Genomic DNA, 19,784 nt, shown 5'->3' with positions numbered 1-19,784 from the left:
CCACGGCCCGCTCAAGAGGTCTTCGTGTTCCACACGGGGAAGAGCCGCGGCACCAGCGGGTGCTGGATCAGGTAGCGCCACAGCGAGGTCGTGCCGCCGCGCTTCGTGCCGATCACCAGGAAGTCGGGCAGCGGCCGCCGGTCGCTGGTCCGCTCGCCGTAGCGGACCATCAGCTCCCGGACCTGTTCCGTGGCGGCCCGCGGTGCGACGCTCTTGACCCGGTCCTTCACGGTCACGACGGCCTCAAGCCGTCTTGTAGGCGATGAGGGACTTCGTGAGCCCCATGACCTTCTCCGAGCGCAGAGTGGCGTCCGGGAAGTAGGCGCGCATCTGTGTCTTGTCCACCAGTTCCGTCCACAGCACGCGGGACAGCGCCTCCTCGCGGGTGCGGCCGGGGGTGTAGGCCAGTGGCCATTTGCGGGCCACCTCTCGGCGCACGACCACCGGCAGGAACTGCATTCCGGGCGCTATCCAGTGCGGCTCGATCGGGAAGTAGCGGTACGGCGTCTGCACCCAGTACGCCGGCGCCAGCGCGTGCACCGCCTCGGCGAAGCGCAGCCGGCGCTCGTGACCGCCGACGTGCTCGATGACCGAGTTGCTGAAGACCAGATCGTAGCGCCGGTCGGCGATCTCGGCCGGCAGGGCGCAGGCGTCGCCGTGGTCCACCTCGACCCACTCCGGCAGGTCCGCCGGGGCCGGTTCGAGGTTCACGACGTGCACGTGCTTGGGCCGCACCGGAAGCCGGCGCCAGAAGCCGACCCGGCCGCCCAGATCCACAACGGACATGTCGGACAGATTTGGAAAGGTCTCCGCCAGCCACCGCGACCGCGCTTCCCGGCGTTTCGCGCCCCAGGAATCGGGCCGATCGACCAAGCGCCAACGCAGGGAATGAAGGTCCATCGCGGCAGGGTACTACTAGCGGCGCTCCGGGCCGGGCCCGAGCTGGGCCCGGATGTTCTTGAGCGCGAGGCGGACCCGTCCGCTGCCGAGCGAGGCGATCGCGCCGAGCGCGAGGACCGCGAGCGCGACACCCAGGCCGGCCAGCCCGCGTCCGCCCGCGAGAACGCCGGCGCCGACAGCAAGGCAGGTCACGGCCGCCACGGCGAGCGCGGTGCCCATCAGGGCGCGGCCGAAGAGCGGCTCGCCGAGCGCGCTCCGGGCGAGGCTGGCGGCGATCACGTTCTCGCAGACGATCCCGAGGGACCAGGCGATCGCCGCACCCAGCGCGCCGTGACCCGGGATGAGCACGAAGCAGAGGACCACGTTCAACGCGAGGCCGGACATCGTGGCGAGCAGGTGACCCCGGCTGTTGCCGCTCATCAGCAGCACGGTCTGCACGAGTCCGACACCGACGTTGACGAGCATCGCGGCGGCCAGTACCACCATCGGCGCGGATCCACCGGCGAACCCGGCGCCGAACAGGGTGAGGAAGGCGGGGGCGAAGGCCGCCAGCAGCAGATAGGCGGGCCAGGACAGCAGCACGATCCACAACGTCGTCCGCCGGTAGATCTGCGCCGCCTCCCGCCGTCGTTGCGTGCCGAGCAGCCGCGACAGCTGCGGTGCGACGGCGACCCGCAGGCCCTGCATGATCAGCAGTCCGGCGAGCGCGTAGCGGCCCACGGCACCGAAGACCCCCGCCTCCGCCTGACCGGCCAGCGCGGAGGTGAGCAGAACGCCGACCCACATGCTGCTTGCGTCGATCGCCGTCGACAGGGCGCGCGGCAGGGCGAACGACCAGAACAGGCGGCGGTCCGCGGCGGACGGCCGCAGGCCGGCACCCCGGCGCAGGCCGAGCGGGCCGACCAGGAGCAGGGCGGCCGCCACGGCCGCGACCGCGAGGGGCAGCAGCCAGCCCGCGAAGCCCAGGACGGCGGACCCGGCGCCGGCGGCGACCGCGCCGATGAGCAGCGGCCGGGAGATCGGCACGGCGACCAGTTGCAGACCGACGTAGGCACCGACCGCGCGGGTCGCGCGGACCCCGCTGATCAGCACGGTGGCGATGACGAACACCGGTATGCCCACGCAGGCGAGCCGGACCAGGGTCGTGCCGTCCCGTCCGCCGTCGAGCAGTGCCGCGGCGAGCGCCGGAGCACCGATCCAGCCGGCCACCGCGACGGCGACGGCCACGACGGCCGTCGGGACCAGCGCGAGGGGCAGCAGCCGGGCCGCGTCACCGGCCGGGCCCAGGGTGCGCCGGGGCAGCGCCCACACGAGGCCGGTGTCGGCGCCGAGGCAGCACAGCGGGCCGACGATGCTGACGATTCCGACGGCGGTGAAGAACGCGCCCGACTCGGCCGGGCCGAAGACGCGCACGATCACGGCGGTGAGCACGAATCCGCAGGCCCCGTTCACCGCGGCGCCGAGCAGGCCGATCGCGCCGCTGCGCGCGCTGCGCCGCGACTCGGTGTCCGCGGGCCTCGCGATGGTGCTCATGTGATCGGCTCCGTGACCTGCCGGTTGACCGGTCCGTCCAGCGCGCTGGGCCAGAGGCCGGTGGGGCTGACGGCCGGCAGCTTCGGCGTACGGATCGGCCAGGCGCCGGGCTCGAGAACCCCGGGCGCGACCGGCGCGACCGCGCGGGCCTGGGCGGGCGCGGTCGCCCGCACCCGCCGGAGGCGCAGTCCAGGCCGGGCCAACCTCAGATCCCCTTGCCGCGCTTCTGCGCCATCCGCAGCAACCGCTCGCCGGTCGCCAGGCCCAGGATCACCGGAACGATGACCAGCACCCGCTTCTCGGTGGGGTTGAGCCGCACGACGGCGGCGAGCTCGCGCAGCGCCTCCATCCGCCGGTTGCCCGAGGCGAGTGCGAACGCGATCTGCCCGCGCAGCCGGGCCATGCCGCGGCGGCTGCCAGCCAGTTCCGGATGCTTGTCGATGAGGTAGCGCTGCGCCTGCACGATCGTCGCCCAGCGGCCGAAGTAGAACGAGCCGCCGTGCCAGTCGACGATGACCAGCGCCTGCCGGACCACCGCGATCGGCGTGTGCGCGGTGACCCGCAGCAGCCACTCGTAGTCCTCGCTGTAGCCGCCCGGGATGCCCTCGTCGACGTCGCCGGCGGCGGCCCAGGTCGAGCGCCGCACCAGCATGGTGCTGGAGTGCACCTCCATGACCCGGTCGGCAAGCAACTCGTCGAGGACGACGCGGTCGCGGTCGAGCACGCGCTCCTTGTCGATGCCGGGGCCGCGCAGCCGCAGCCCGCAGCTCACCGCGCCGATCGCCGGGTCGGCGAGCAGCTCCACCTGCCGGCTGAGCTTGGCGGGCAGCCAGATGTCGTCGTCGTCGCAGAACGCCAGCAGCTCGCCGGTCGCCGCGTCGACGCCGCTGTTGCGGCCGCCGGGCAGGCCCTGCCAGCGGCCGTTGTTGATCAGCTTTAGAGCCCGGTCCGGTCCGACCGACAAATTCAGGTCGCGCACGTCGACGTGGTCGTAGACCACGATGCACTCGACGCGACCGGGATAGTCCTGGCTGAGGATGCTGGCCACGGCCCGCTCAAGCAGACCGGGGCGGTCACAGGTGGCGACGATGACACTGACGTCGGGATAGGCCTCTGGCACTAGCGTCCCCCGGTGAGAACGAAGCCGACGGTCTGCGCACCGGCCGAGCGCACGCGATCGACGAGACGGGTCAGTTCAGCGTTGCGTGTCCGATCTTGGGCGACTACCAGCACCGCGACACCGGACTGCGCAGCGCGGACGCCTCGCTCATCGCTGTCAGATGGTGGGGCGTCGATCACGACCACACCACCTTCGAGCTCCTCGCCGAGCGTGCGTAGCCGCACCACGCCGCCACCGATCAGCACAACAATCTGGCGGCTGTCGCGGTCGGCCGCGGCTTTCCCCAGGGCCGCCGGGGCCGGCACCGGCGCCTGCATGACCAGCGTGGCCTCGGGATCGTTGGACGGCATCCGCACCTGCGCAGGCGCCACGCGCGCCGACAGCCCCGATTGCCGGGCCCCGCCGGGGCTCCGGCCGAGCCGGTCCGCCGAAGGCGAGCCATTCAACCCTGCGGAACCGCCCTTCGGCGAAGTGCGGGGCCGCGGCGGGGTGCGCTTCTGCGCCGCGAACAGCACCCGCTTGAGCTCCTCCTGGCTCTCCGGCGGGCCGGCCAGCATGACGTCCTGGCCGGCCTCGGCGAGCGCGACCGCAAGATTCCCGGTCACGACCGTACGGCCTTCGTCGTTGCGACTGGAGAGCACGACCAGCGGCCGTTCCGAGTGGGGGTCGATCCACTTGAGCAGCGCGAGCGACACATAGCGGGCGTCGGCGGCCGCCGCGTCTTCGTGGTGCCGCCCGGCCCGGACCAGGCCGAGCGCGGGCATGCCTACCATTTCGGCGGCCTGCTCGATGGAGCGGACCCGGCGGTCCAGCGCCTCGCGGGCGTGCGCGGCGACCACGCCGAGCACCAGGCCGCCCAGCACCGCGCCGAGCAGGTAGACCGCGGCGGCGTCGTGGCTTGACGGGATCGGCGAGCGGGCCGCGGCGGTGATCGAGCCGGGGCTCAGGTCGGCCGAGGCCACCTTGGCACGCGCGTTCGCGAGCTGGGCGATCTGGTCGTTGAGCGCGCTGACCTGGTCCAGCGTCGCCTGCGTACGCGGAGACGCGGTATCCGTGCTGTTGTGCTGCGTGGGCAGGTCCTTCTGCGCGGAGAGCCGCTGCGCGGTCACCGACTTGATCGTGTTGTCGTACGACAGGATCAGCGCGGCCCGCTGCTGCTTGTAGATGTCCTCGCGGACGCGCAGGTAGGTCTCCGCCGCGGTGTTCGCGCCGGTGATCGCGCTGTTTTCGGTGTCGCTCGCGAACTGGAAGCGGAGCACCTGGCCGCCGGTGGGCACCTCGATGGAGAGCGCCTTGCGGATCTCCTCCGAGTCCTGCTGAAGGATCTGGGCGGTCGTGTCGATGACGCCGTTACTGAGCGCGATGCCGTTCTCGGCGGTCATGTTGATGGCCCGGTCGGCGCCGCTGGACGGCAGGGTGAACGGGTCGGTGACCACGGGGCGCAGAACGACGACCGTCGTCGCCCGGTAGGTCGCCGGGAAGAAGAGGAGATATCCGAGCACGACGAGCGTGACAGTGCCCACGACGGCCAGCACGATCCGCCAGCGGCGCAGCGGAATCCGGATGACATCCGCGAAGCCGATGACCCGCTGCCGGCTCGCGGCGACGGAATCAGTCACATCCATGAGTCGTCCCTCCCCGACAGACTCTGCAGTTGTTGCCTTCCCGGCCGCGCGCCATTGCGCGGCCGGGAAGGTGACTCAACGGAGCCTCTTCGCTACATAGACGTATTTATTTACGAGGTTGCGAAGAACAGTGTCTGATTGGACCACGTTGCCGCCGCATTCGGGGCGGCGACAACGGTGGCGGTCGATCCGGTAACCGCGGTCGTGGCGGCCGGATCGAAGGCCACCGTGCGCAGCGAGCCGTCCGTTGAGCCGTAGACGACCTTGCCGGCGACCCAGGTCATGCCCCGCACGGTGCGCCAGTCGATGCCCGAGGTGGGCAGCGTGAACGCGGTGCAGCCGATGACGTAGCCGTCCGGCGTCAGGTACCGGTAGAACAGCGAGTTGCTGGTCGACGTCGTGTAGTACATGCGGCCCTGCAGGTAGAACGCGCCGGTCATGCTGGCGGCCGTGAACCAGGAGTTGTAGCCGCTGCCCACCCACGGTGCACCGATCGCGCCGGCGCCACTGACGATCGAGATGTTCAGCACGCTGCCGCTGGGCGCGGAGCTGTCGATCTTGGCCCAGTAGAGCTTGTTGGACACCATGAACGCCGACCGCGCCGAGGTGAGCTGCGGCTGGCTGACCGTGGCCGGCGTGCCGACCCCGGTCGGGCCGTACGGCACCTTGGTCAGCTGGCCGTTGCCGGCGCCGAGGTAGAGGTAGCCGGAGGCGGCCTGCGGCGCGTCCTGAACGGGAAGGTTGCGGCCGCCGGACTCCGGGAAGTAGCCCATCCGCCCGTGGTACTCGTTGCCGAGGCCGTCCGCGTCGAAGCCGGCGAAGAGGCCGTCCGGGCCCTTCCAGAGCTCCCACATGATCGGGCCCCACTCGGTGCCGCCGGCCGGCAGCTGGCTGCCGGGCGAGCGGGTCGGGTTCCAGTTCAGCGGCACGCCGTTCTGCTGGTCCAGCGCGGCGATGCCGTAGCGGCTGACGCCGCCGGCGCCCTGCGCGTCGTTGCCGTTGGCGTTGTTCTGCCAGCGGAAGTGGCCGCCGACGTAGACGACGCCGTCGGCGACCTCGAGCGAGGTGACCGAGTCGGTGCCGGTGAAGTTGACCCAGGTGGCCTGGACGTTGGACCCGCGGTCCGCGGTCTCCCACCGGGCGGTGGCGTCGCAGTACGCGTCGCCGCGGCCGCCGTCACCGATGATGACGAAGTACTTGCCGTCGTCGCCGAAGTCCACATCGCGCGCGTAAAACGGGAACGAGCCGCTGTAGCAGGCGGCGACGTACCGGTCGGTGTTCCAGTCCGCGACCGTCGGCGTGCCGCTGGTCTCGATCATGACGACCTGGTTGCGGGCGTTGCCGTTCACGTCGGTGAAGTTGCCGACCGCCACTACGGTGCCGCCGTCGGGCGCGACCGCGAGGCCCCAGACCAGCTCGGTGCTGTTCGCGTACGGGCGGGGGCCGCTCGCATCGATCTGGAAGCCGGCGTCGATGGCGCCGGTGGTGGCGTTGAGCCGGGCGAGCAGCGAGTGCTCGGTGCCGTTGACCCAGTGGAAGGCGCCGGCGATGTAGAGGTAGTTGCCGTGCACGATCGCGCGGCGCACGACGCCGCCGTCGGCCCGGCCGACCCAGCCGGCGACCGTGGCGCCGGTGGCCGGGTCGAGCTCGACCAGGTTCTTGCGCGCGACGCCGTTGACGGTGCCGAAGCTGCCGCCGACGATGAGCTTGCCGTCGGGGCTGACCGCGAGCGTCTGCACCGCGCCGTCGAGGACCGGGGCGAAGCCGGTCTTCAGCGCGCCGGTGCCGGCGTCGTAGGCGATCAGGTTCTCCACCGGCGTCCAGGTGGTGGCGCCGGCGGGCTTGACCCCGGCGAACGAGCCGCCCGCGTAGACCGTGTTACCGATCTGCGCGAAGGCCCGCATGCTTCCGTTCTGCAGGTGTGGCGTGTTGTCCGCCGGATTGGCCGAGACCAGGGTCGCCGGGTCGTTCGGTGGTACGTATACGGCGCTCGCCGGGACGGCGGTCAGAGCGACCGTCAAACTCATCACCGCGGCCGGCACCAGGAACCTGGCGGCCCGCCGTGGCCGGAGTCGACGCTTCAGGGACACGTGCCCTCCTAATCAGAACTTAAAGATTGACGAAGCCTGGTGCGGCCCCGCCGGTCGCGCTATCGACCTTCCGGACGATGACCTTGTCTATCGGACAGACATGTATGCACAAGGACGCGGCCGAATCGTGCATTCACGACGGAGCCAGCCGGAACGGGGCCAGCCGGAACGGCGCCACGGCCGGGCTGGCCCGTACCGACCAGGCGGCCGCCTCCTCGAGATCCGCGAGACCGACCTCCTCCGCCTCCCGAGCCACGACCAGCCTCCTGCCTTCCAACTCCCGTGCCATCTCGACCTGGTGGTCGTCGACGTGCTCGCCGAACGCCCTGCGGCGCGGCACGTACAGCGCCCGCTTGCCGGCCTGCATCGCCGCCAGTGCGGAGCCGACGCCGGCGTGCGAGATGACGACGTCGGCCTCGGCGAGCGCCTGCCGCATCTCGGCGAGGGGCACCTGCTTTCGGGCTTCGGCGGGCATTCTATCGATAACGGTCGAACCAACCTGCCACAGGACGTCCCAATCCGGCGGCAGGAGGGTAACGAGATGATTGAGCAGGCGCGGGAAGGTGTAGCGCTCGTGCGTACCGAGGGTCACCACGACCTTGCGGACCTGGCGGGGCGCCGCGATCGGCTCGGCGTCGAACGCGTCGAAGATGGACCCGCCGTAGCGCCAGGTGGCATCGGCCCACCCCGGGTACTGCGTGTAGAGGCGGGCGCGCGGCACCCGGGCGGCGAGCCGGCCGGTCAGCGACGGCCCCCGGGTACGGGTCGCACTCTCGATATAGGAGCACGGCACCCCGGCCGAGGTCGCCGGCACGAAGAACGCCATCGCGACGCTGGCTCCGGTGCTGATCACCTGCTCGTAGCGCTCGGACCGGAACATCCTCCGGGCGACGAGCAGGTCGCGGACCGCGCCGACCAGGTCCCGGCTGGTCGCCGGCGGGACGTAGACCACGTCCTCGCCGTCGAGCAGCGAGCGGCTCTGCGGGCTGTCGAAGGTGACCCATCGGCGGTCCTCGACGCCGAGCCGCGGCCGGAGATCGTGCAGCTCGGCCAGGTGGCCACCGGTGGAGGCGACGAGCAGCGTCGTCACGGCGCGGTTCGCACGAACGCGGCGACGAAGTAGAGCAGTACCACCGAACAATCCCCATCCCGCGGCGTCCCGACCGCATGAAACCGACAACCTTGCAACGGCGCCCCACGCGCCGGTCAGTAGGCGCCCGCGCCCCGCATGACCACCGTGGCGGTCCGCATGAGGATCACCAGGTCGACCGTGAGCGACCAGTTCTCCACGTACCGCAGGTCGAGCCGGATCGAGTCCTCCCAGGACAGGTCCGAGCGCCCGCTCACCTGCCAGAGCCCGGTCATGCCGGGCTTGACCACCAGCCGCCGCCGCATGTCCTGCGGATACCGCTCGACCTCGCTCGGCAGCGGCGGGCGCGGCCCGACCAGCGACATCTCACCCAGCAGCACGTTGATCAGCTGGGGCAACTCGTCGATCGAGTACCGGCGCAGGATGCGCCCGGACCGGGTGACCCGCGGGTCGTCACGCAGTTTGAACAGCACCCCGGCGGCCTCGTTCTGCCGGCGCATCGCCTCGAGGCGGGCCTCGGCGTCGGCGTGCATCGTCCGGAACTTGTACATCCGGAACGACTCACCGCCGCGGCCGACCCGGACCTGGCGGAAGAACACCGGTCCGCCGCTGTCCAGCCGGACGACGAGCGCGACCAGCAGGAACAGCGGCATGAGCAGCAGAAGCAGCAGCGCGGCGCCCGAGATGTCGAACACCGACTTGATGAGCCGCCGCCCACCGGAGAGCCGGGGGTGCTCGATGTGCATCATCGGCAGCCCGTCGACCGGGCGGACGGTGATGCGGTCGCCGGCGGTGTCCACCAGCGACGACGAGACCATCAGGTCGATGTCGTCGCGCTCGAGCTCCCAGGCGAGGCGGCGCAGCATCGGGCCGTCGAGCTCCGGGCAGGACAGCACCATGACGGTGTCCGCGCCGGCCGCCGCCGCCGAGTTGGCGGCCGCGGTCAGGGCGCCGAAGACCGGCACGTCGACGATCCGCGCCGGGTCGCCGAGCTGATCGTCGGGCAGGCAGGCGCCGACGACCTGGAGGCCGTGATGCGAACGGCGGTGCAGCTGGCCGGTCATCTGCGCGACGGCCGAGGCGTGGCCGAGCACCAGCACCCGGTGCATGCAGGCGCCGCGCCGGCGAGCCCGGTGCAGCACCTTGCGCAGCACGAAGCGGCCGGCCAGCGAGAGCACGGTGGTCAGCACGAGGGCGATGGACAGGTAGCCGCGCGCGAGGTCCGCGTTGGCCACATAGGACGCTAGGGCGATACCGAGCGTGAGGCGTACTCCGGCGCGGAGCACCAGTTGGTACTCCTCGCCGCCCATGAAGAGCACCCGTCGCTCGTAGGCGTGCGTGATCGCCAGCAGCCCGACCCACACCGGCGGAATCAGCGCCGAGAGCACCAGGTACCAGTCCGCGTACGGCGCGCCCTGGAAGCGCAGCACGAACGCGGCGAGCGTGGCGATCAGCGTCGCCCCGAAGTCGATGACCAGGAGCAGCTTGACGTAGCGGGCCTCCCACACCCAGCGGTCGGCGTGCGCCCGTTCGCCGGAGACACCGAGGTCCCGCTCGGTGAATCCGGAATACTCGGTAGTTGGAATCGGTCCGGTCGCGGCGCTGTCCGCCGCCGTTTCCGTCGTTGTCACGACGCCCCTGCCTCCAGTGAGACCCCACGCCCACTCGGCAATTTCACGCACACTGTTGCCACGCCCCCAACCCTTGGCCCTGAACTGCAAAGCGCAAGGACACTCAGGCGGTGAAGGCTAGACGAGGTTCAGGAGAATACCGACCCCCGGCGAGAAATGTTTAACGAAGCTCAACGTAGTTTTCTGATGCCGGATCGGACGGCATCAACGTGCATTGCAGGTTAACTCAGGTCTACAGCGGACAAAATAGCAGGCGTGCCGATGGTGGCGGAAGTCTGCGGCGCACGCGAACCATTGTCCGATTCCTCACGCATTGGCGCCTATGATTTGTCCGGTAGATGAACCTGTGGCGTCGCACCGTAACACAGCCGATTCGGAGCGCGTCCGCGGGGCAGCCAGGATCATCGATGTCCGGGCCGGCCGCGTCGTCCTCCAGGTTGGAGGAAACTAGTCGCCTGTGAGACACGCCCATCGATCGGCCCACTTGACAGTGGAGCGGTGCGTCAAGGTCAGATCAGGCCGAGGCCCATCGCCCGCGTCACGGCGGCGGTGCGGTCGGTGACCTCCAGCTTGGCGAAGGCGCGCAGCAGGTGCGTCTTCACCGTGGCCTCCGTGATGAACAGCGCGCGGCCGATGTCCGCGTTGGTAAGTCCCTGCGCCACCAGGCCCAGCACCTGCGCCTCCCGGGCGGACAGCGCCGGCGGCGCCGGGCCGCGTACCTGACGGACCAGGGTGGAGGCGACGCTGGGCGCGAGCACGGTCTCGCCGCGGGCGGCGGCCCGGACGGCGGCGGCCAGCTCGCCCGGCGAGGCGTCCTTCAGCAGATATCCGCCGGCCCCGGCCTCGATCGCGCGCAGGATGTCGCGATCCGACTCGTAGGTGGTCAGCACCAGCACGCGTACGCCGGGCACGGTCGCGAGAATCCGCGCGGTGGCCTCCACCCCGTCGCCGCCGGGCATCCGGAGGTCCATCAGCACGATGTCCGGCCGCAGCTCGGCCGCGAGCGCGACACCGTCCGGACCGGACGCCGCCTCGCCGACCACGGTCAGATCCGGCTCCGCCTCCAGCATGCCGCGCAGCCCGTGCCGGACCACCGGATGGTCGTCGACCAGGATCAGCCGGATCACGCCGGCACCTCGACCTCGACGACGGTGCCGGTGCCCGGGTCACTGTGCACCGTCACCGTGCCGTTCACCTGCTCGGCCCGGGCCCGCATGCCGGCCACCCCGAAGCCGTGCGCCGTCGCGGGCTCGAACCCGCGGCCGTCGTCGCGGACCACCAGCCGGACCCGGTCCGCGCCAAACGCCAGCAGCACCGCCACGTTCTCCGCGTCCGCGTGCCGGCGGGCGTTGGCCAGGGCCTCCTGCGCGGCGCGCAGCAGCACGACCTCGACCGCGGTCGGCAGTGCCCGGGCCGTACCGGTGATCCGGCACGTCGCCGCCGTCCCGGTCTCCTCCGTGAAGCGGGCCGTCTGCCGGCGTACGGCATCGGGCAGCGAGCCGGCGGCCAGCGCGGACGGTGCCAGGGCCGCGACCAGGGACCGCGACTCGGCCAGGTTCTCCCGGGCGGTACGCACGGCCAGCGCGAGCCGCTCGTCGGCGAGCCCGGGGTCGGCGGCCTGCAACAGCGTGATGATGCTGGTGAAGCCCTGCGCGAGGGTGTCGTGGATCTCGCCGGCCAGCCGGGTCCGCTCGGCGGCGACGCCGGCCTCGTGCGACAGCCGCGCGACCTCGGCGCGGCTGCTCTCCAGCTCCGCGATCAGGGCGGCCCGCTCGGCGCTCTGCTCGGACATCCGGTTGATCCAGACGCCGAGCCAGACCGCGACGGCGGCCGACATCACGAAGATCGGCCCGAGATGGGTGAGGAAGCCGGCGCCGAAGTGCAGCCAGCCGGCGGCGAGCGGCAGCAGGTTCGCGCAGACGACCGCCACAATGGCGGGACGGATGCCGAGGACCATGAAGATCAGCGGGGAGAGCGCGAAGAGCAGGTAGCTGACCGTCGGCACCGCGAACGTGCCGACCGCGAAGGCCACCAGGATCGCGACGACGAACGCCGCGCCGGCGTCCGGACGGCGACCCCAGAACGCGTACAGGATGGCGGTCGCCGCGATCGCGGCGACCGCGACGGCCCGGTAGGCGGCCGGGGTCTCGGACTGGGCGAGCACCGCCGCCGCCACCGCGAGAGTGACGACGGCATAGCAGAGGTACCAGAGGTACGACCAGCGCTCGACGGCCTCCTGGCGGTCCGGCGGCGTCATGCCCCGCGCCGTTCCCTCCAGCGGAAGCTCAGCAGGCATAGCACCAATCCGACCACACACCAGCAGGACAGGACCAACGCGACCCGGCCCAGCTCCCAGGCGCCACCGGCCTCGAGGCCGACCGCGGTGTCCGGCAGGAACACCGAGCGGAAGCCCTGCGCCATCCACTTCACCGGGAAGATCGACGCCACCGTGATCATCCAGTCCGGCAGCTGCGTGATCGGGTGGATGAAGACGCCGGAGAGGAACTGCAGCGCGACCACCGGTGCGTTGAGCACGGCACCGGCCGTCCGGGCCGAGCGCACCAGCGCGCTGGCGGCGATGCCGAGCAGTCCACAGGCGACGACCGACAGCGCGAAGAGCCAGCCGAACGTGAGCCACCGGCCGGCATCCGTCGGCAGCGGCACGTCGAAGACGAACACCCCGACGGCCAGCAGCGCGACCACCTCGGCGGCGGTCAGGGCCGCGACCAGGACGAGCTTGCCGATGAAGTACGCGGTGGCGGTGACCGGCGTGCCGCGCAGCCGCTTGAGCGTGCCGTCCTCGCGGTCACTGGCGATGCCGACGCCCATGGTGATGAACGACGTGGACACGATCCCGTACGCGATCATGCTGGCCGAGAAGACCCGCGCCGCGCCGAGGCCGGGGTGGTCGTACTCGCCGGAGAAGATCGTCCCGAACAGCAGCAGGAGGAGCGCCGGGAAGAAGAAGCTGAAGATCATCGCGGTCCGGTCCCGGACGAACTGCAGGAGCTCGATCCCACCCCGGCGCAGCCCGGTCCGGGCGGTGGACGGCAGCGTCGCGGCGGTCATCGCGCCTCTCCGATCAGGGTCAGGTAGGTGTCCTCGAGGCTCGGCCGGGTGACGGAGAGCGCGCTGAGGTCGGTGCCCGCGGCCGCGAGCCGGCCGATCAGCGCGGTCGGGTCGTCGGTGTGCTCCATCCGCGGGCCGTCCGCGCCGGCCCACGAGACGACGACGCCCGCAGCGGACCGGCCGCCGAGCGTTGCCGGGGTGCCCTCGGCCACGACGACCCCGCCGGCGATGACCGCCAGCCGGTCGGCGAGCGCCTCCGCCTCGTCGAGATAGTGGGTGGTGAGCAGGATCGTGGTGCCCTCGGCGGCCAGCACCCGGACCAGCTCCCAGAACTGCCGGCGGGCCTGCGGGTCGAAGCCGGTGGTCGGCTCGTCGAGGAAGAGGACCTCGGGACGCCCGACGATGCCGAGCGCGACGTCGAGGCGGCGCCGCTGACCGCCCGACAGCGTCCGTACCCTGGCCCGGGTCTTGTCCGCGAGGCCGACCAGGTCGATGACCTCGGCGGCGCGCCGGGGCCGGGGATAGCACCCGGCGATGTGCCGGACGGTCTCGCCGACGGTGAGGTCGGCGACGTCGGTCGCCGACTGCGCCACGATGCCGATCCGGGCGCGCCAGGCCCGCCCCGCCCCGGCGGGATCGGTGCCGAGCACCCGGATCTCGCCGGCGTCGCGCCGGCGGTGCCCCTCGAGAATCTCGACGGTGGTGGTCTTCCCGGCGCCGTTCGGCCCGAGCAGGGCGAACACCTCGCCGTTCGGGATGGCGAGGTCGATGCCGGCTACGGCCTCATGCCCGCCGTACGCCTTGCGGAGGCCGCGCGCCTCGATGGCTGTCATGCGGAAGAGCATCGCGTCCGGCGGGGTCCCGCCGGGACGACCGCGCGGTGGTCACCGGGTGTCCACCGTTCGACGGACACCCGCCCCGTGACGTCACTCCCAGCGGAACCAGCGTGCGGCCGCGGTGAGCGCGGCCGCGGCCCAGACGGTGAGGCTGAGCCAGATGCTCGCCGGCACGGAGGCGCCTTCGGTCAGGGTGGCGCGCAGGGCCTCGGCGTGCGCGGCGAGCGGGAGCAGGAAGTGGCCGGCGGTGCCGAGGTCGGGCGCGGCGAACATGATGCCGCCGGCCGCCAGCATGAGCACGTAGATCAGGGTGGCGGCCGCCGTGGTCGTCTCCGGCCGCAGCACGCTGGCGATCAGCAGCGCCAGGCCGCAGTAGGCGGCCGTGGCCAGCACGGTCACGGCGAGCGCGGCCGGCAGCTGCGCGAGCTCCGGGCGCCAGCCGGCGATGACGCCGACCGCCGCGAGGGCGATCAGCTGGAGGCCGACCAGGCACAGGATCGCCACGGTCTTGGCCAGCAGCAGGCCGGGGCGGGTGAGCGGGGACGCGCCGAGGCGCTTGAGGACGCCGTAGCCGCGCTCGTAGCCGGTGGTGATCGCCTGGCCGGTGAAGGCCGTCGACATCACCGTCAGGGCGAGGACGCCGGGCACGACGTAGCCCAGGCGGTCGTCGGTCGGCAGGTTCGTCGCGCGGGTCAGGCCCGCGCCGAGCAGGACCAGCAGGGGTACGCCCATGGCGAGCACCAGGGCCTCGCCCCGGCGCGCGGTGAGCACCAGCTCCATGCGGATCTGCCGCAGCAGGACGGTGCGCAGGGGCGCCCGGCCGGGGGCGGGGGTGAAGGTTCCGGCGCTCGGGTTCATCGCGCTGCTCCCGCGGTCAGGGCCAGATAGACGTCTTCGAGGGTGCGGCGGCGGGTGTCCACGGCGGTGACCTGGGCGCCCTCGGCGGCGAACCAGCCGAGCGCCGCCGCGATCGCGGCCGTGTCCAGGGCGCCGGCGATCTCGTACTCACCCGGTGAGCTCTCGGTGACCTTCGCGCAGACGCGCGCGGCGAGGTCGGCGACCGCGAGGCCGGCGTCCGCGCGTACCCGGAGGAGGTCGATGCCGGCCGCGGCCGTGAGCTCGGCCGGCGTGCCGGTGGCCGCGACCACGCCGCCGTCCATGATGACCACGTGGTCGGCGAGGCTCTCGGCCTCGTCGAGCAGGTGGGTGGTGAGCAGCACCGAGACGCCGTCCGCGCGCAGGTTCTCCACCAGTTCCCAGGTGGTCTGGCGGGCGCCGACGTCCATGCCCGCGGTCGGCTCGTCGAGGAAGACCAGCTCGGGCCGGCCGACCAGCGCGAGGGCCAGCGACAGCCGCTGCTGCTCGCCGCCGGAGAGCCGGCGGAACGTCGTCTTGGCGAACTTCCGCAGGCCGAGGCGGTCCAGCAGCATGTCGGTGTCGAGCGGGTTCGCGGCGAAGGAGGCGAAGAGGCGCAGGATCTCGCCGGCCGTCGCCCACGGGTAGACGCCGCCGGACTGGAGCATGATGCCGAGCCGCGGCATGAGCTCGTCGTGGTCGGCGACGGGGTCGAGGCCGAGCACCCGGGCCGAGCCGGCGTCGGGGCCGCGGAAGCCCTCGCAGACCTGGAGCAGGCTGGTCTTGCCGGCGCCGTTGTTGCCGAGCAGGGCGAGGATCGACCCGCGCGGCACGGTGAGCGACACGCCGTCGACGGCGACGACGCCGCCGTATCTGACGACGACGTCCTGCACCTCGACGGCTGCTTCGCGCATGGCCGAAACTGTACCGACTGGGGCGGACACCGCTCGGACGGCTCCGAACGGTGTGGCTTTGCACCCATGCCTTGCGCACTCGCCGGAGTTCGCTAGGCTGAGGCTGGGAGCGCTCCCAGAGGCTCCCGGTATTGCGGGGGCAGGCCGCCGGTCCGGTACCGGTTCCCCCCGGATGCGCCTGCGGCGTCACGCAGGCCCCGGCCCGGCGGCCTGACACCCGTTCTCGGCAGGGCTTCGGACAACAGCCCTGGTCACTCCGGAGGGGCCTGCACCGGCGGCCTGACACCCCGTCCTCGGCAGGGCTTCGGACAACAGCCCTGGTCACTCCGGAGGAGCCTGCACCGGCGGCCTGACACCCAACGGGTGGGTAGGGTTCTGGCCATGACAGCGCTGGCCACTCCGGTGGAGATCTACACCGATGGTGCGTGCATCCCCAATCCGGGACCCGGCGGCTGGGGCGCCGTCCTGCGCTGGGGCACCACCGAGAAGGAACTCTGCGGCGGCGAGGCCGGGACGACGACGAACAACCGGATGGAGCTCATGGCGCCGATCAGCGCCCTCGAGAGCCTGACCCGCGCGCCGCTGACCGTCCTGCTCTACACCGACAGCATCTACGTGCGCGACGGCATCACCAAGTGGATGCCCCGGTGGAAGACGAACGGCTGGCAGACCTCGGCCCGGCAGCCGGTCAAGAACGTCGACCTGTGGCAGCGCCTCGACGCCGCGGTGCGCCGGCACGACGTGCAGTGGCACTGGGTAAAGGGCCACGCGGGTCACCCGGAGAACGAGCGCGCCGACCGGCTCGCCGCCCGGGGCCTCCAGGAGGCGCTCGCCACCGGCTGAAACCCGGGGCACCCCTACGTACGGACCCGGATCCGGAAAACCGGCCGCAACCCCACGATGGGCTCGTGCCAGAGATCAGACCCGCCCGCCGATGGCCCATCGCCGTCATCCGTACGCTCACCGTCGTCCTGCTGCTCCAGGTGCTCACCCAGGCGGCCCTGGCCGGCGGCTTCGTCACCGGCAACGTGAAGCTGCTGGGCCTGCACAGCGCGAACGCGATCCTGCTCGTGCTCACCTCGGCGGCCCTGCTGCCCGCGACGATCCTGCTGGTCCGCCCGGGCCGCGGACCGTGGTGGCCGATCGCGTTCAGCGTCGCGCTGTGGTGGGCGATCGTGATGCAGGTCGGCCTCGGCTTCGCCCGGCAGGTCGGGCTGCACATCCCGCTCGGCATGACCGTCATGGCCCTGACCTCGGCGCTGACCTGGTGGGCCTTCGCATACCGCCCCGCGCCCGCCCTCGCCGCCGGCAACTCCTCGTGACCGCTGGTGTGTCGCGGCGCGGCCTGCTCGGCCTGGCCGGCGCCGCCGGGGTGGCCGCGCTCGCCGGCTGCGGGCGGCCCGCGGACGGCCCCGGCACCGGATCGCTGCTGACCAGCGCGGTGCCCCTGCCGGAACGCTTCCGCACGCCGCTGGCGATCCCGCCCGTCGCCCGGCCGGCGCTGAGCAACTCGGCCGGCGAGCACATCGTCATCACGCAGCGCGTCGCCGAGGCCCGCCTGCTGCCGGACCGCACCACGACGATCTGGGGCTACGACGGCATCTTCCCCGGCCCGACCATCCGCGCCCGCCGCGGCCGCCCGCTCACCGTGACCATGCGCAACGAGCTGCCCGTGCCGACCTCGACCCACCTGCACGGCGGCGTCACCCCGGCGGACTCCGACGGCTTCCCGATGGACCTGACCACCCCGGCCGGCTACTCCCCCGCCCCGCCGCACCAGCACGGCGCGGGTGCGCGGGTGCACGAGGTGAGCCGCGACTACCGCTACCCGATCGGGCAGCGGGCGGCGACGCTCTGGTACCACGACCACCGGATGGACTTCACCGCGCCGCAGGTGTGGCGCGGCCTCGCCGGCATGATGATCATCTCGGACGACGAGGAGGACGCGCTGCCGCTGCCGCGCGGCGACCGGGACCTGCCGCTGCTGATCTGCGACCGCGCGTTCGAGGCCGACGGCTCGCTGCGCTACCCGATGCGGGACATGTCGATGGCGTCACCCGGCGCCGGCGGCGAGTTCCTCTCCGGGCTCTTCGGCGACGTCATCCTGGTCAACGGGGTCGCCTGGCCGCGCCACGAGGTGGCGAACGTCCGGTACCGGCTGCGGCTGGTCAACGCCTCGAACGCCCGCCGCTACCGGCTCGGGCTCTCCTCCGGCGCGGAGCTGGTCCAGATCGGCACCGACGACGGCCTGCTGGCGGCGCCGGTCACGCTCCCTGAGGTCGTCCTGTCGCCGGGCGAACGCTGCGACGTGCTCGTCGACTTCTCCGCGTACCCGATCGGCACCGAGGTGACGCTGCGCAACGGCTTCGGGGCGGGACCGGCCGGCGAGATCATGCGCTTCGTCGTCACCCGGAAGGCGAAGGACGACAGCCGGGTTCCCGCCCGGCTCTCGCGGGTGCCGGTGCTGACCCGCGCGGACGCGGCACGGGTGCGCCAGTTCGACTTCCGCTTCGGCGGCGGCCGGTGGCAGATCAACAATCGGCCGTACGACCCGGCCGGCTCGCTCGCCGCGCCGCGGCTCGGCACGGTCGAGCTGTGGCGCTTCACCAGCGACTTCCACCACCCGGTGCACGTGCACCTCGGACACTTCCAGGTGCTGTCGCGCAGCGGACGGAGCCCGGAGCCGTGGGAGGGCGGGTGGAAGGACACCGTGGACGTCCGGCCGTACGAGGCGGTCGAGGTGCTTGTGCGGTTCGCCGGGCACCGCGGCCGCTACATGCTGCACTGCCACAACCTCGAGCACGAGGACATGGCGATGATGGCGAACTTCGACGTCGTCTGATCAGCCGTCGGCGGGGTCGAGGCGGCGCAGCACGCGCAGGAACGTGCGCCGGTCCGCCTCGGCCAGGCCGGCCAGGAGACGCTCCTCGCCGGCCCGGATGTCCGCGCGCACCGCGGCGTACAGGTGCCGCCCGGCCGGCGTCAGCCGCAGCAGCCGCACCCGCCGGTCGTCGGGGTCGGGCTCGCGCTCGATAAGGGCGCGCTCCTGCAACTCGTCGAGGGTCCCGATGATCCGGGTCTTGTCCGCGCCGATGGCCCGCGCGAGCGCGGCCTGGGTGCGCATCGGCTCGTCGGCCAGCGCGCCGAGCACGACGTAGCCCCACATCGACACGTCGTGCGCGGCGAGCACCGGCCGCTCGGCCGCGACCAGCGACCGGGCCAGCCGCGCGGCCATGGCGGCGAGGTCGGGGCGATCGCTCTCCGGTCCGGTCACGGCCGGAACATACACCTTGACATATCGTGTACGGACGCAGATGGTAAGCACATGCATACCATTGACCTGTTGTCCTGCGACGAGCGGGCGGTGCGCGCGAGCGTGACCGTCGTCGGCCGGATCTCCCGCTCGGACCTGTCCCGCCCGACGCCGTGCGCGGAATGGGACCTCGCCGCGCTCCTGGCACACATGACGGCCCAGCACCGCGGCTTCGCCGCCGCCGCGGCGGGGCACGGCGACGACCCGGGCGTCTGGGAACCCCGGCCGCTCGCCGACGACCACGCACGCGCGTACGCGGAGGCGGCCGAGGCGGCCATCGACGCCTTCGCCGCGAACGACCTCGACCTCCTGCTGCCCGAGATCGCGGCGACGCCGATACCCCGGCGGCTCGCCATCGGCTTCCACCTGGTCGACAACGTGGTGCACGGCTGGGACGTGGCGAGCGCGCTCGGCGTCGGCTACGCGCTGCCGGACGACGTGCTCGCCGCCGCCCTGCCGATCGCCGAGGCGGTGCCGGACGGCCCGAGCCGGCTGGGGCCGGGCGCTGCCTTCGCGCCCCGCCTGCCGGACCCCGGCGGCTCCCCGCTGGATCGGATTCTCACGCTCCTCGGCCGCGATGTCGTACCCCGCCGCTAGTGTGCCGCGCCGGAAATTCGCCGCTGTCGGGCGAGTGATTGAGGATCTCTTCAGCGGTTCGGTGCAGATTAACGGTCGTGGATCGCTGTTCCAGTCGGCTATCCAGGACCGGATCCGGCCCAGTTGTTCGCCAGCACCAGCCAGTCCTGCAGTTGGGAGTTGAAGTCGGCCGGTGAGGTGAACCGGTCAGCTGCGGCTTACCGGCCCGCCA

Annotated in this window: 19 protein-coding genes and 1 pseudogene; 4 read left to right on the top strand and 16 right to left on the bottom strand. The window is 72.2% G+C overall.

Going from position 1 to position 19,784, the window contains the following annotated elements:
- Positions 1-14: 14 nt before the first annotated feature.
- From BJ971_RS06860 to BJ971_RS06790, 15 genes and pseudogenes are all read right to left on the bottom strand, one after another.
- Positions 15-170: pseudogene (locus BJ971_RS06860) on the bottom strand (sulfotransferase); the annotation flags it as partial.
- 73 nt (positions 171-243) lie between these two features.
- On the bottom strand, positions 244-900 hold the full coding sequence (locus BJ971_RS06855; RefSeq protein ID WP_184990846.1) for a class I SAM-dependent methyltransferase: 657 nt from the start codon (positions 898-900) through the stop codon (positions 244-246).
- Positions 901-915: 15 nt separating this feature from the next.
- Complete coding sequence (locus BJ971_RS06850) at positions 916-2,433, bottom strand: lipopolysaccharide biosynthesis protein (protein ID WP_184990844.1); 1,518 nt, start codon at positions 2,431-2,433, stop codon at positions 916-918.
- Positions 2,430-2,636 carry a hypothetical protein gene (locus tag BJ971_RS06845; protein ID WP_184990842.1) on the bottom strand — a complete coding sequence of 69 codons (207 nt, stop codon included), beginning with the start codon at positions 2,634-2,636 and terminating at the stop codon, positions 2,430-2,432. Before BJ971_RS06845 ends, BJ971_RS06850 begins: the two co-directional genes overlap by 4 nt.
- A 2-nt stretch (positions 2,637-2,638) precedes the next feature.
- Complete coding sequence (locus tag BJ971_RS06840; protein WP_184990840.1) at positions 2,639-3,553, bottom strand: glycosyltransferase family 2 protein; 915 nt, start codon at positions 3,551-3,553, stop codon at positions 2,639-2,641.
- Complete coding sequence (locus BJ971_RS06835; RefSeq protein WP_184990838.1) at positions 3,553-5,178, bottom strand: hypothetical protein; 1,626 nt, start codon at positions 5,176-5,178, stop codon at positions 3,553-3,555. The genes BJ971_RS06840 and BJ971_RS06835 overlap by 1 nt, the downstream gene beginning before the upstream one ends.
- A 110-nt stretch (positions 5,179-5,288) precedes the next feature.
- Entirely contained in the window at positions 5,289-7,205 is a 1,917-nt protein-coding gene (locus BJ971_RS06830) for a delta-60 repeat domain-containing protein (protein WP_184998692.1), read from the bottom strand.
- Positions 7,206-7,401: 196 nt separating this feature from the next.
- The gene (locus BJ971_RS06825) at positions 7,402-8,358 is read right to left on the bottom strand and encodes a glycosyltransferase (RefSeq protein WP_184990836.1); all 957 of its coding nucleotides are present in this window, start codon (positions 8,356-8,358) and stop codon (positions 7,402-7,404) included.
- A gap of 116 nt (positions 8,359-8,474) precedes the next feature.
- Positions 8,475-9,989, bottom strand: a complete 1,515-nt coding sequence (locus BJ971_RS06820) for a sugar transferase (RefSeq protein WP_184990834.1) — start codon at positions 9,987-9,989, stop codon at positions 8,475-8,477.
- Positions 9,990-10,498: 509 nt separating this feature from the next.
- Positions 10,499-11,116 (bottom strand): response regulator, encoded by a 618-nt coding sequence (locus BJ971_RS06815; protein WP_184990832.1) that lies wholly within the window; start codon positions 11,114-11,116, stop codon positions 10,499-10,501.
- A complete protein-coding gene (locus BJ971_RS06810) occupies positions 11,113-12,285 on the bottom strand; it encodes a sensor histidine kinase (protein WP_239087886.1) in 1,173 nt (390 codons plus the stop codon). The genes BJ971_RS06815 and BJ971_RS06810 overlap by 4 nt, the downstream gene beginning before the upstream one ends.
- Complete coding sequence (locus tag BJ971_RS06805) at positions 12,243-13,058, bottom strand: ABC transporter permease (protein WP_184990830.1); 816 nt, start codon at positions 13,056-13,058, stop codon at positions 12,243-12,245. The genes BJ971_RS06810 and BJ971_RS06805 overlap by 43 nt, the downstream gene beginning before the upstream one ends.
- Positions 13,055-13,891 (bottom strand): ABC transporter ATP-binding protein, encoded by an 837-nt coding sequence (locus tag BJ971_RS06800; protein WP_184990828.1) that lies wholly within the window; start codon positions 13,889-13,891, stop codon positions 13,055-13,057. Before BJ971_RS06800 ends, BJ971_RS06805 begins: the two co-directional genes overlap by 4 nt.
- 93 nt (positions 13,892-13,984) lie before the next feature.
- On the bottom strand, positions 13,985-14,752 hold the full coding sequence (locus BJ971_RS06795) for an ABC transporter permease (RefSeq protein ID WP_184990826.1): 768 nt from the start codon (positions 14,750-14,752) through the stop codon (positions 13,985-13,987).
- A complete protein-coding gene (locus BJ971_RS06790) occupies positions 14,749-15,663 on the bottom strand; it encodes an ABC transporter ATP-binding protein (protein WP_184990824.1) in 915 nt (304 codons plus the stop codon). The genes BJ971_RS06795 and BJ971_RS06790 overlap by 4 nt, the downstream gene beginning before the upstream one ends.
- Before the next feature lie 381 nt (positions 15,664-16,044).
- On the opposite strand from BJ971_RS06790, the gene rnhA reads away from it, so the two are divergent.
- The 3 genes from rnhA (at position 16,045) to BJ971_RS06775 (ending at position 18,505) form a co-directional block, all read left to right on the top strand.
- On the top strand, positions 16,045-16,506 hold the full coding sequence (rnhA, locus tag BJ971_RS06785; RefSeq protein WP_184990822.1) for a ribonuclease HI: 462 nt from the start codon (positions 16,045-16,047) through the stop codon (positions 16,504-16,506).
- 65 nt (positions 16,507-16,571) lie between these two features.
- Positions 16,572-16,985: a hypothetical protein gene (locus tag BJ971_RS40930; RefSeq protein WP_184990820.1), complete on the top strand. Its 414-nt coding sequence runs from the start codon at positions 16,572-16,574 to the stop codon at positions 16,983-16,985.
- Positions 16,982-18,505 (top strand): multicopper oxidase family protein, encoded by a 1,524-nt coding sequence (locus tag BJ971_RS06775; RefSeq protein ID WP_184990818.1) that lies wholly within the window; start codon positions 16,982-16,984, stop codon positions 18,503-18,505. The genes BJ971_RS40930 and BJ971_RS06775 overlap by 4 nt, the downstream gene beginning before the upstream one ends.
- Here the strand turns inward: BJ971_RS06775 and BJ971_RS06770 are convergent, their stop codons facing one another.
- Positions 18,506-18,937, bottom strand: a complete 432-nt coding sequence (locus BJ971_RS06770; protein WP_239087887.1) for a MarR family winged helix-turn-helix transcriptional regulator — start codon at positions 18,935-18,937, stop codon at positions 18,506-18,508.
- 51 nt (positions 18,938-18,988) lie between these two features.
- Here BJ971_RS06770 and BJ971_RS06765 point away from each other — a divergent pair, with 51 nt between their 5' ends.
- On the top strand, positions 18,989-19,573 hold the full coding sequence (locus BJ971_RS06765) for a TIGR03086 family metal-binding protein (RefSeq protein WP_184990814.1): 585 nt from the start codon (positions 18,989-18,991) through the stop codon (positions 19,571-19,573).
- Positions 19,574-19,784: the final 211 nt, after the last annotated feature.

Source organism: Amorphoplanes digitatis (assembly GCF_014205335.1).
Lineage (GTDB): Bacteria > Actinomycetota > Actinomycetes > Mycobacteriales > Micromonosporaceae > Actinoplanes > Actinoplanes digitatus.
The sequence above is the reverse complement of the archived record's forward strand: the minus strand, read 5'-3'. Positions and strand labels throughout refer to the sequence as shown.